This is a genomic window from Candidatus Cloacimonadota bacterium, from assembly GCA_034722995.1.
Taxonomy (GTDB): Bacteria; Cloacimonadota; Cloacimonadia; order JGIOTU-2; family JGIOTU-2; genus JAGMCF01.
The window spans coordinates 14799-26984 of sequence record JAYEOL010000006.1 but is presented as its reverse complement, the minus strand read 5'-3'; the positions used below and the strand labels follow the sequence as shown (position 1 = coordinate 26984).

The following is a 12186-nucleotide window of genomic DNA, read 5'->3' as shown; positions in this document are numbered from 1 at the left end:
GGCCTATAAGAATCCAGTTCAGTTCTTAAAAGATTTTCCCATTCTGTAGTAGTATAATCCCATTTATATTCTAAATGTGCAGATGGAGAATAATTGAAATAAGTAATTAACGCAGGACCCACATCTTCAGAATATGCTCCAGAACCTTCTGGTCCATACATCATCTCTACTGAGACTCCACAGTGGTAACATATTTTCGCAACTTCTGAATTATAGTCAGTTAGATAATCAGGCATATTATTCCAATGGTATCTGGCAGCTCCAAAATCAACTGATAATGTTCCATAGCCATAACAATAATAACTATGTGAACCTGTACCCTGGAATGGATAACTGTGATATTTCATAATTTGTGCCATTGCCACTGCCACACAACCAACTCTAGCATGACCGTCTGCACCATCTGGGTCAACAGGACAAAATTCATTATAATAACGGTCTTGGTCCCAGCATGTTGTTAACAAAGGTTCTACATTGTCTCTATTATGATTTGGTTTGAATGACTTTGAGCTATATCTATCCCAAACTAAATTAATTTTAGATGTACTTTTTAAATTATTTTTTTGAACAAAAGCTATCTGCTTTTTGTAGCTCTCCATTAACTCTGTAAAAGCAGGGGGTTGATTAGCTTCACTATAATTACCTTTAAATGAATAACACAATATTGGATAAACATTATCTTCAGCAGCTATGGCTACAAATCCTTTATCATTGATTAGATTAAATATATAATAGAGTGGATTTGCTTTATCGCTAATAGTAAATTTATCTGTAAATTTGATGTCTTCATATTTGACAGTTAAGAACTGATTAATTTTCTCATAATAGAGATTTTTTGCTATCTGTTCTGCCTTTTTTGTAGAAACTTCTTTTGCGAAAAGCATAGAGTATATAAATAGGCTTAACAGTAAAAAAGTAATTATTTTTTTCATCTTTCCTCCATTTGGTTATTAAGTAATGAGTTATGCAAAATATCCTTTCCGTCAAGGCTCGCTTGCCGAGACTGATGCCGAGACTGACTTAGCTGGTTCAAGTTTGTAACTTGAACCACACAATTAAATGTCTGGTTCAGATAGCAAATCTGAACCAGCGAAATCACTTTCATAAATTATCCTTTCCTCGCTTTTAATTTTGTCTATCAAATATGGGCTAATTGATTTTTCAGTTAATAAATCAATCTTTCTTCCAATGGATTCTGATAATTCTCTTTCAATACTAACAAGTTCAAGAAGACTTTTTCTTTTAAAAAATTCTACCAGAATATCTATATCACTTGTAGAATTAGCAGTTCCATTTGCAAATGAACCAAAAATTCCAATTCTTTTGGCACCAGCGTTAACTAATATAGATATAATCTTTTTCTTAATTATATTATCTAATTTTCTATATGCCATAATCTTATTCTTTCTTTGTAAAAGGGTGGTTCTGTATCCTAATTATCAATTTCATTTTTGACTCAAGTCTTTCGTTGACCTTGCAATCTCCCATTTATATGGATTTTTTTTAAATATTTTAAAATCATACCAGCCTAAAAATCGTCCCAAAACTTCCAAAAATATTGTAAAAATTATCTTTGCATCTTTAATAATATTTAATGAGAATTCCTTCATAGTAAATTTTATAATCAAGCCTGATTTCTGGGTGACGACTTTATAATTTTGATTCTTTTCCAACCAGAGATGTCCAGCATAAATGCGACGACGTTGTTTCAAAAAGTCACCTACATTTTCCGCACCCTTATTATGGACGATTGCTTCTGGTACATATTTTTTCTCTAATCCATAATTTCTGATAATCGCTTCAATGCTTGCCTCATCAACAGGGCTGTGTTCTGGAATTTCTTTTACTAAATTTCTAAACGCGACCATCTCTCCAAGTTTTGGCGAAATCATTGCCATTTTATGATGGAGTCTCCATAGCATACAAACAGCAAAGCCGATAAAACTTTTTGGACTGTTTACTGGTTCTGGTCTACCACCAGTCATCCCCACTTTCTCGTCTGAAAAAGGCTGGACAAGTTTTTCTATAGTATCTTTGGCAGGAATGGTATCAGCACTTTCTATTATCAGTATATCACTCTTTGCTTCTTTAAGAAAAATATTTATAGCTGAAGATTTTCCTTTTCGCTCTTCTTGAACAATCAACTTGATTTTGGGATTTTTACTTGCAAATTCTCTGACAATATCATCTGTTCTATCTGTGGAATTGCTTGAGACAACAATAACTTCATCAATAGAAACCTGATTCAAATCTTGATTTTCAACAACATTAAGAAGTTGACCAATATTTTTCTCTTCATTATATGCAAAAATTCCAAGACTACATTTTATCATATTAATCCTTAATTTAAGAAAAAGTATCTTATTCTCTAAGAAAATAAATTTGAAAATTCTAAATACAAAATTCTAAATCCTAAATAAATACAAATGATCAAAATACAAAATTCAAGACTAATACACAATCCGCTAGATTCACAAGCCAGTGATTCTTTTAAGTTTGAAATTGTTTAGAAATTGGGATTTAGAAATTCTTTCAAAAAGTTAACATAAATTTTTTTCATCCTACTTATTGCTATGCATAACTGCATCTAATATGCCATTTATGAATTTACCTGATTTTTCTCCACTGAACTTTTTTGCAATTTCAATCGCCTCATTTATGATAATTTTTGGTGCGGTGTCAGTAAATTCCATTTCCATTATTGCCATTCGCAAGATACTCTTATCCATAATTGAGATTCTATTGAAATCCCAGTGTTCAGAAAATTGTGTTATCAAATCATCAATGAATTCCAGATGTTGATGTGTATTAACAACCAGAAATTGAGAGAATTTCTTTTGGGAATCGTTGAGCGGACTGTTATTAAAATCAATAATCTGAGATAGTTTTTCAGTTATATATTTTGAATTATCAACAGAATCGTGAGAAAATTCATTGGAATCTAAACAAAGTGCATAAAGAGTTTGAATAGCTATTTTGCGGGCTTCTCTTCGTGAACCCATCCTATCTATCTCGGTTAAGATTAAATGGACAATTTTTCTATCAGATTAACCATCTCAATTGCAGAAAGTGCGGCATCCCATCCTTTATTTCCGGCTTTAGTTCCAGCTCGCTCTAATGCCTGCTCAATTGTATCTGTAGTTAAAACGCCGAAAATGACTGGAATTTTACTTTTTAATCCAACTTGAGCGATTCCTTTGCTAACCTCCGCGCTGATGTATTCAAAATGTGGAGTATCTCCTCTGATAACTGCACCAACACAGATTACAGCATCATATTTATCTGAATCCGCCAATTTTTGAGCAACAGAAGGAATCTCAAATGCTCCGGGTACCCAGATAAGTGTAATATTTTTCTCATCTGCCTTATGCCTTTTCAAACAATCCAGAGCACCATCAATTAATTTTTGGGAAACAAGTTCATTAAAACGGCTGGCAACAATTGCAAAGCTCTTATTTTCAGCAATATATTTGCCTTCAATTATATTATACATCTTTCCTCCAGTCGGTTTTACAAAAATATTGACATTTAATTCCATTGCAAAGTTATTGATTTTATATTGTCAATAAAAATATTCGGTTATCGTCCATCGGTGGCGAAGCTGGAAACGGTTAACGGCTAACGAACATCGTTCCGTTTAGCGTTTAACGAATGACGATTCGAGCCGCGCAACCGTAAACCGTATGACGAATAAAGAAAGGAATTTATGGAAAAAATTTATGTGCTGGATACAAATGTCCTAATTCATGACCCTAACGCTATGTTTGCATATAAAAATGCAAAAGTTGTTATTCCAATAACTGTCATTGAGGAAATTGATAACTTTAAAAAAGGTCTGGATGAGAAAAGCAGAAATGCAAGACAGGTTAGCAGATTGTTAGACAAATTGCGAGAGCAGAATTCATTATCAAAGGGGGTTAAACTGAAAAATGGCTCCACTCTACAGGTTTCTCTTGCACATAAAATATCAGATGATATAGAAGATATTTTAATAACAGATGAAAATGACAATCTCATTATTGGCACTGCATATCATCTGCACAAAAAGAATCCTCATAATGAAGTTATTATGGTCTCAAAGGACTCAAATGTTAGAATTAAAGCTGACGCTATTGGGCTAAAAGCAATTAACTATGAACAGGAAACCGTTAATTTTGAAGAATTATATACTGGTATTCTTAGATATGAAACTACCGCTGAAAAGATTGAAGAATTCAAAGAAAAGGGAAGAATGAAAAATATATTTGGTCTTCAATGTTATAATCAATTTATATTGATGTTTGAGAAGAAAAGATTTTCTAATCACATAATTGCTAAATACCACAAAGATGAAAATGTTATAATTCCTTTAAGTTATTATAATAAAAACCCTATATGGGGCATTCAGGCATTGAATCCTGAGCAGGAGGCATCGTTTGATATTCTGCTTGATGATAATATAAAAATCGTTTCACTTATTGGAATCGCAGGAACAGGAAAGACACTTCTTGCACTTGCCGCTGGATTGAGAAAAGTTATTGAAGAAGAAAAATATACAAGATTAGTTGTAACTCGTCCAATTTTCCCGCTCGGGAAAGATATTGGATATCTGCCTGGAACTAAAAAAGAGAAGTACAATCCATGGATGCAACCAATATATGATAATATGGAAATTTTACTACATAGTCATGAAAAACAAAAATCGGAAAAGAATAAATTTGGAAAACGAAGTTCATCTCTTGATGAATTTATGGATTATGGTTTTATTGAACTTGAACCTTTGACATACATTCGTGGACGAAGCCTGCCAGACCAATTTATGATTGTTGATGAAGCCCAAAATCTTACTCCACACGAGATGAAAACAATTATTACCAGAGCTGGAGATAGTACAAAAGTAGTCCTTACAGGAGACCCTTATCAGATTGATATCCCATACTTAGACTCAGAAAGCAATGGCTTAAGTGTGGTGGTTGAGAAATTTAAGGATGAAAAATTAGCTGGGCATGTGACTCTTATTAAAGGCGAGCGCTCTGTACTTGCTGAAATGGCGGCGAAGTATCTTTAAAAAATGGAAACTTGCCTGTCCACCGACCCGTCCTCCGCAGTAGCTCTGCTACGGAGGGTGGAAGCATTGCGAAGGTGGAAAACTTGGGAAACAAATAGGTAGTATGGAAGCAATATTTTGTTTATGTTTAGTTATATGCCATTTTGCTGGAGGAATAAAAAGTGTTGTCAGAAAAACAAATAAATGCAATTAAAACAATTTATGATAGATTAAAGAGTCAAGATATTATATGGGCTTTTACAGGCAGCACAAATTTTGCATTACAGGATATGGATATTAGTCCAAATGACATTGACATCCAAACAGACGCATCAGGGGCATATAAAATAGAGGAATTGTTGTCTGAATTCTTAACCAAGAAAGTTCAGTTTAGTTCCACTCAAACCATTCGTTCACATTTCGGTAAGTTAAATATTATTGGTGTTAAAGTTGAAATTATAGGAGATATTCAGAAGAATGTAAATGGAAAATGGGAAGAGACAATAAATTTATGTGATTATATAAGTTCTGTTGATTTAAGGGCTATGAAACTTCCTGTTATTACTTTAGAATATGAGGCAGAAGCTTATGAAAAATTGCAAAGGTTTGGTAGAGCAAAAGAATTAAGGGAATTTCTAAAAATGACAGAGAGCAATAAATCAAAAATGTAAAATGTGGCTTATAGGGGGAATGGCAAAACGGCGTATAACGGTGTGTTTGCAGCGCTTTGCTAAATCCTTTCGGGACTTCGCAAACACGTAATGCGTTAACCAAAATATCAGAAAATAGGAGGCAAAAGCATGAATTCATCAGATAAGCAAAAGATGATTACTATAATGAAAGAGAATTCTCTTCATGCTTATCTTGCTACTTGCGATGAAGACCAGCCAAGAGTTCGTCCAGTATCTCCAATGGTTGAGGACAACTTGTCTGTGTGGGTTACGACTTACAGAAGTTCAAGAAAGTTAAAACAGATGCGACAGAATCCGAATATTTGTCTTGCCTTTGTGGAGCAACCTCGCGGAGATAAAGCCGCTATTCTTATAGGCGAAGCTAAAATAATACAAGATTTAGAATAGAAAAAGAGAGTATGGAAGCTGGCAACTTTTGATTTGTCATAACATTTCCCTGATGGGCCAGAGTCTAAAGAGTTTTGCTTACTGAAAATCATCATTAAGAAAATTGAATGGAGAGATAGTTGGTCAGGTGAGATAGGAATCTATGAACCAAGTCACGAATGAGTAGTGATATAAATATCAAGTTTCAAGTTTCAAGCATCAAGATAGTTTAACATAAATTATGAAAGATTATAATAAAAGAAGTCTCGTTTACAAAAACGAGCTTGATGTAACTTTTTTGGCTGGAGTAATTGATGAAAAATCAGTAAGTTACATAGCTAAAGAGAGGAGAATGCTCGCTTCATCTTGCCTTACTTGTATAATGTTAATGAAAAAATAATCTTATCAAAAAATATCACAGCATCTTACCAAAATATAGGAGACATAATGAAATTTACAAAAAATGCAGTTGGAAGATTAATCCCTGATGAGATTGAAGGAAGAAAATTAAGACCATTTCAAGGAGCTTTTGTTGATAATGGAGGTGGCAAAAGAGCTGCTCCGCCAATTCCGGTTAGTAAACCAGGAGATAAAAAATTGCTTTCGTCACTTAAAGAAGCAATAAAAGCGGTTGGGCTCAAAGATGGAATGACAATCAGTTTTCATCATCATCTTCGTAACGGTGATTTTGTGGTTAATATGGTTATTGATGAAATAGCAAAAATGGGAATTAAAGGGCTTACTTTATTTCCTTCAGCATTATTTCCTGTTCATAAACCTTTGATAGAACATATTAAAAGTGGTGTAATCAGAAATATTCAAGGAAGTATGAATGGACCTGTTGGCAGATTTGTCTCGTATGGCGGGTTGCCATCCGTTGCAGTCTTGCGAACACACGGTGGCAGAGTTCGTGCTGTAGAAGATGGAGATGTCCACATAGATGTTGCATTTATTGCTGCACCAAGCTCAGATGATTACGGTAATGCTAATGGAGTAGATGGACCTTCTGCTTGTGGACCTCTTGCCTATTCTGCAATTGACTGGCAATATGCTGATAAAGTTGTAATAATAACTGATAATTTGTTACCATATCCACTTGTGCCTTTCTCAGTGCCAGCTACTCATGTTGATTATGTAGTAAAGGTAGACCGAATTGGTGACCCGGGGTTAATTGTTTCCGGGACAACACGAATAACACGGTCACCAACCAGGTTGAAAATCGCCCGGATGGCTGCACAGTTTATTAAAGAGTCTCCATATTTCAAGAATGGATTTTCATTCCAAACAGGGGCTGGTGGAATCTCGCTTGCTATTACAAAAATCCTTGCAGATGTTATGAGAAAGGAAAAAGTCAAAGCAAGATTTATAAACGGTGGAGTTACTAAATTTGCTGTAGAAATGCTTCACGAAGGCTTAATAGATGTTCTTTATGATGGTCAGGTGTTTGACACAGAAGCAATTGAATCATTCAAAAATGACCTTTATCATGCTGAAACACCGATGACAATGTATGCAAACTATCACAGCAAAGGTTGTCTTGTAAACCGTCAGGATATTGGATTTTTAGGCGCCACAGAAATTGATGTTGATTTCAATGTGAATGTTAACACACATTCTGATGGATTGCTCTTACATGGTATTGGTGGACATACCGATGTGGCGGCTGGAGCAAAGTTAGCAATGATTGTTGTACCTTCTTACAGAAATAGAGTGCCTATTATTAAAGACGAAGTTACAACAATTTCTACTCCAGGTGAAACTATTGATGTGATGGTTTGTGAAAGAGGAATTGCTATAAATCCCAGAAGAAAAGACCTGATTGAGCATTTCAAGAATTCTAAGCTTCCGATTAGAGATATACAAGATATTAAAAAAGAGGTAGAAGAGATTACAGGGGTCCCAGAAAAACCAAAACTGAAAGAGGGGATAATCGCACTTATTGAATACCGCGATGGTACTATTCTTGATGTTGTAAGAGAAATTGATGAATAGATAAAAATTCATAATTAAAATAAAGCCCTTCTCAAAATATTTTGGAAAGGGCTTTTTTAATGAGGAGAATTGCTATTAAAGAATTCCAATTATATTGACCCACCTAAAGCTTCTTCATCTGTATTTATATCAATCTTCATTTGAGGCAGTTCTTCTAAATTTTTTAGAGAATCCAGTTTATCCAATTTTTCCAGTTTTTTAAGTCCTTCAAGAAAGTTCTTTAAATTAAAATGCAACTTTTCATTTTCATCATCAATATAAATATTAAAGCCATCAAAAGAGATTTCAACCTTCTCAGTATTTAGTGTGTCATCATCTTTATATTTGTAAACGAAAACTGATTTTGGCTTATCAAAAAACCGTTCAAAATCAAAATCGTGAAAACCAATTTCTTTTTCTCCTAATTTTACACTAAACGATTTCTTATCACCAGAACGAAATACAAGAACTTCTACTTCCTGACCAGATTCAAAGTTATATAACATCTTAGATACCTGGTCAGAAGTATACACCTTATCCTTTTCAATTTCCATTATTACATCATCGGCTTCAATGCCTGCTTTTTCTGCAGGTCCATCATCAACAACTTTTTTAATCAATACACCGTAATTCTCATCCAGACCAATCTCTTCATAATCTTCATCTGATAGGTCTTCTAAATAAACACCTAAATATGCTTTGGTTTGCTCTCCAAATAATCCCTTTCTCTTACCTAATGTGACTTTAAAGGTTTTGTCTTTACCATCTCTGAGTATTTTAATTTTTATAACCTGTTCTGGTTCATAATTTGAAAGCATTTTTGTAATTTGATTATGAGTATAGACTTTTTCTCCATTAATCTCTACTATAATATCTTTACTTTTCAAACCTGCTTCTTTTGCAGGACCATCTTTAACTACCTTTTGAATCAATACTCCATAATTACCTTTGATCCCATATTTCTCATATTTTGATTCAGGTATGTCACTCAAATAGACTCCCAAATATGCTTTTGACTTAGCAGATAGTTGGGAAACTAATACAAGCATTGCAATTAATCCAATTAAGAAAATAATTGGAATTTGTTTTTTTGTTTTCATTTTTTCTTCCTCCTGTAATTTTTTAATATGTAATTTTTGTAGAACTATAATTTGCTTTTTGGTCAAACTCAGAAACAATCATTACGGTTTCGTTATTACGAGATTTATACCTTCGTATGATGTAAGCTTTATCTTCTGTATATCTATTTGGGTCTATCTTATCTGATAATGTTGGATTATAGATTGATGTATAAGTCATATCACCAATTAATGGATAATCACTTTCAGCCGGAAACTCAACCTCTTCACTTTTCTGGAATGCAAACTGGTTAATCCTATTAGCAATTTGTGGTTTTATCAATGTTAAAACTAATAATACAGCAAATAAGCATGCAAAACCATACGCGAATTTCAATTTGTGTTTGTATTTTATTTCCGGGGTAAAATATTTATTTAAAATATTATTTCTAAGCTCATCTTCAAAAGGGTCGTCTTCAATTTTGGGGATATTTAATTTTTGTAATTTTTCTTCAAAATTTTTCATTATTTATTTCTCCATTTAGGGAATGTAATAAAACAATCTTTACACTATCAATTATTTTTATCATAAAAATATTGAGGATATGTTCTTTCATTATAAAATAGTTAACCCCGTTAGATAGTAAACTTTGTGAAATATTTAATCATCTAAATATATAAATTATCTAACGGGGTGAAATTATTACACCCTCTTAATAAATTTCGTAACTTATTTATAGTTCTGTGAATCTGCACCTTAATAGTACTTTCTTTTTTACCAAGAATTTGAGCTATTTCCTTATTCTTCATTTTTTCAAAAAATCTTAAAGATATCAGATTTTGTTCATATAAAGATAAATTTCTCATTTTCTCTTTAACAATATCAAAATCTATTTCAGGAAGTGTTTGAGAAACTGGTTGAGGATTATTTTTCAGGTTATTTTTAATCTTCTCTTCTCGCTTTATATTCCGGTAATGCTGGTTTATCTCATTTACAGCAATTTTAAATAACCAGGAAGAAAAAGCACTGTTTCTGGAATTTCTAAAACGATACAGAGGTAATCGTTTCATTGCTTTGAAAAAGACATTTGAAACAATATCGTTTTTTTCTGCTTCATTATTCACTCTATGAAAAACAAAATTATTTATTTTTGGAAAGTATTTCCGATAAAGAAAATCAAATGCTTTGATATCTTTTTTTGCTTTTAGGATTATTTTCTTTTCACATTCCAAAATCTTATCCTTTTGGCTTTCTATTTATATAACGGAAATTGTATTGGATGGTTACATTATTTTTTATACAATGAAATAGATAATTGGAAACCAGTCTAATGTTTTAAACATTTGCCAGAGTTTTATAGACAGACAAATGGGGACATTTGTCCTACAAAAAAGACAATAATCTCTTAACTACAATTTCTACCATTTCATCCCTATTATCAATTGTTAAATCATATATCTCAACATCATTTCTGGATTTCAATTTAGCAGTTAATTTGCAATCAATCTTTTTAATTGTTGCTAATACAGGCTTTGGAGAGTCGAATGTTTTTTCTAATATTATACAGAATTCCTTGCTGAACATCTCCATTTTACCAATCTCGTCGATAACGATCAAGTCAGCATTATGTAGAGCTCGCTCCATTGCTGGGATGCCAATCTTTTCAAATGCTTTTACATTAACCCCATATTTTCCTACACGATATTTAGACTTAAAATTCACTTCTGCCATTACCATTTGATTTCCAGAAAAGTCCGTGATATAGAATCCAGTTCGTTTGCCAGATTCTTTTTTCTCGTGGGTATAAAAACCATCAATTCTGTAATTTAATTTTCTAATAATTTTGTTTATTAAAGTAGTTTTCCCTACTCCTGGATAACCTGAAATCAAAATGTTATTTGCCATAATGTAAAAAATGGATGACTAAAGTTTTAAGTGCTGATAACTTATTTTCTAACACTATTCCTCATTTTTTTCATTTTTCCTTGACGGCATTTATTTATTTTCCATTTTTGGATACAAATAAATAACTAATGGTGAATGAAATGCAAGTTTTTTACATTCTTTTGTTGATGTAATTAATTGCATTGCAAAAAGATGCTCACGAATATAGTAGGAATGTTAAAGTGTGAGATGCAGTCTGATTGTATATTTACTACTAACTTCTTGGTATCAGGATAGAATGAAAAAATTAATTATGGGAGGAAAAAATGTTGAGCAAAGTGAAATCCCGATACTTATCGGGGAAAAAAGTATTATGCAAATTTGTGTTTTTAGTTTTGTTCACACTACTGATTTCTTATACTTATTGTTTTTGTGAAGATTCTAATAACATAACAGAATATGATGAAGTTCCAGTAGCATGGATTAATCACACATCAGATACTGGAATAGGAGTTCTATTAAACACTAAATACGAAGATGAAAATATTTACTATCAATTAATAATAATTCCTCACTCCGATACGGTTAAAACTATTAATGAAATTATTGAAAAGGAATATATTGAATATACAAAAGGAAATCAACCTTCCGTTGCATTAGGCATAGCCTTTTTTGATAAAAATAATTCTTATAAACATGCATATGTAGTACCATTTTATTGCCTTTATAACACATATCAAGAAGATATTGGTGATTTTGGAAGGTGGGTTGCGCTTCTTGAAGAGTCATTTCCAGATGAAAAAATATACAGAGATTTTCAATATATTGAATGTTCAATTTTTAGTATGGAAAAAGAACATCGCCATCATTGAAATGTAAACCAATTCCTAAAGATGCAAAGTGTTTAGTATTGATAAGTGATGATTCCAATGCCCTTTTCGTAACATTCGTTCATCAGATTATATATGATATACAACAAGTATCAATGGGTTTCTCTAAAATATTCCTGCGTTAGAATCAGTAGAAAATATTGAAGGATTCAATCTCACTGGCAAATAATGCTAAACTTAAACTCTGGCACTTCACCGAAAAGGTTATGAAGACAATAGAAAAGCATATTCTGGCTGAAGGAAAGTTAATGGGAAGATATAGAAGATGAAATCGGGTATTAAGAGAAAAAACAGCTAA

General features: G+C 32.6%; 15 protein-coding genes. 6 read left to right on the top strand and 9 right to left on the bottom strand.

Annotated elements, in window-relative coordinates:
• The 5 genes from U9R23_00810 to ribE all read right to left on the bottom strand — a co-directional run.
• Positions 1-932, bottom strand: a 932-nt coding sequence (locus U9R23_00810) for a C10 family peptidase (GenBank protein ID MEA3474979.1), incomplete at its 3' end; no start/stop codon positions are given.
• 123 nt (positions 933-1055) lie between these two features.
• Complete coding sequence (locus U9R23_00805; protein MEA3474978.1) at positions 1056-1394, bottom strand: nucleotidyltransferase family protein; 339 nt, start codon at positions 1392-1394, stop codon at positions 1056-1058.
• A 51-nt stretch (positions 1395-1445) separates the two neighbouring features.
• Positions 1446-2333, bottom strand: coding sequence for a glycosyltransferase (locus U9R23_00800; protein MEA3474977.1), 888 nt, complete (start codon positions 2331-2333; stop codon positions 1446-1448).
• Positions 2334-2561: 228 nt separating this feature from the next.
• Complete coding sequence (gene nusB / locus U9R23_00795; protein MEA3474976.1) at positions 2562-3002, bottom strand: transcription antitermination factor NusB; 441 nt, start codon at positions 3000-3002, stop codon at positions 2562-2564.
• A 20-nt stretch (positions 3003-3022) separates the two neighbouring features.
• The gene (gene ribE / locus U9R23_00790) at positions 3023-3493 is read right to left on the bottom strand and encodes a 6,7-dimethyl-8-ribityllumazine synthase (protein MEA3474975.1); all 471 of its coding nucleotides are present in this window, start codon (positions 3491-3493) and stop codon (positions 3023-3025) included.
• 213 nt (positions 3494-3706) lie between these two features.
• On the opposite strand from ribE, the gene U9R23_00785 reads away from it, so the two are divergent.
• The 5 genes from U9R23_00785 (at position 3707) to citF (ending at position 8076) form a co-directional block, all read left to right on the top strand.
• Entirely contained in the window at positions 3707-5047 is a 1341-nt protein-coding gene (locus tag U9R23_00785; GenBank protein ID MEA3474974.1) for a PhoH family protein, read from the top strand.
• Between the two features lie 161 nt (positions 5048-5208).
• Positions 5209-5697 carry a hypothetical protein gene (locus U9R23_00780; GenBank protein MEA3474973.1) on the top strand — a complete coding sequence of 163 codons (489 nt, stop codon included), beginning with the start codon at positions 5209-5211 and terminating at the stop codon, positions 5695-5697.
• Positions 5698-5826: 129 nt separating this feature from the next.
• Positions 5827-6105 (top strand): pyridoxamine 5'-phosphate oxidase family protein, encoded by a 279-nt coding sequence (locus U9R23_00775; protein ID MEA3474972.1) that lies wholly within the window; start codon positions 5827-5829, stop codon positions 6103-6105.
• Between the two features lie 220 nt (positions 6106-6325).
• Positions 6326-6484: a hypothetical protein gene (locus U9R23_00770; GenBank protein ID MEA3474971.1), complete on the top strand. Its 159-nt coding sequence runs from the start codon at positions 6326-6328 to the stop codon at positions 6482-6484.
• A 47-nt stretch (positions 6485-6531) separates the two neighbouring features.
• Positions 6532-8076 (top strand): citrate lyase subunit alpha, encoded by a 1545-nt coding sequence (gene citF, locus U9R23_00765; protein MEA3474970.1) that lies wholly within the window; start codon positions 6532-6534, stop codon positions 8074-8076.
• Between the two features lie 89 nt (positions 8077-8165).
• Here citF and U9R23_00760 read toward each other — a convergent pair whose 3' ends face one another.
• The 4 genes from U9R23_00760 to U9R23_00745 all read right to left on the bottom strand — a co-directional run bounded on the left by U9R23_00760 (position 8166) and on the right by U9R23_00745 (position 11019).
• Positions 8166-9155 carry a PDZ domain-containing protein gene (locus U9R23_00760; GenBank protein MEA3474969.1) on the bottom strand — a complete coding sequence of 330 codons (990 nt, stop codon included), beginning with the start codon at positions 9153-9155 and terminating at the stop codon, positions 8166-8168.
• 22 nt (positions 9156-9177) lie between these two features.
• Positions 9178-9639, bottom strand: coding sequence for a hypothetical protein (locus tag U9R23_00755; GenBank protein MEA3474968.1), 462 nt, complete (start codon positions 9637-9639; stop codon positions 9178-9180).
• A 143-nt stretch (positions 9640-9782) separates the two neighbouring features.
• On the bottom strand, positions 9783-10346 hold the full coding sequence (locus tag U9R23_00750) for a sigma-70 family RNA polymerase sigma factor (protein ID MEA3474967.1): 564 nt from the start codon (positions 10344-10346) through the stop codon (positions 9783-9785).
• A 151-nt stretch (positions 10347-10497) separates the two neighbouring features.
• On the bottom strand, positions 10498-11019 hold the full coding sequence (locus tag U9R23_00745; GenBank protein ID MEA3474966.1) for an NTPase: 522 nt from the start codon (positions 11017-11019) through the stop codon (positions 10498-10500).
• Positions 11020-11324: 305 nt separating this feature from the next.
• Here U9R23_00745 and U9R23_00740 point away from each other — a divergent pair, with 305 nt between their 5' ends.
• The gene (locus tag U9R23_00740; GenBank protein MEA3474965.1) at positions 11325-11870 is read left to right on the top strand and encodes a hypothetical protein; all 546 of its coding nucleotides are present in this window, start codon (positions 11325-11327) and stop codon (positions 11868-11870) included.
• The last annotated feature ends 316 nt before the right edge of the window (positions 11871-12186 follow it).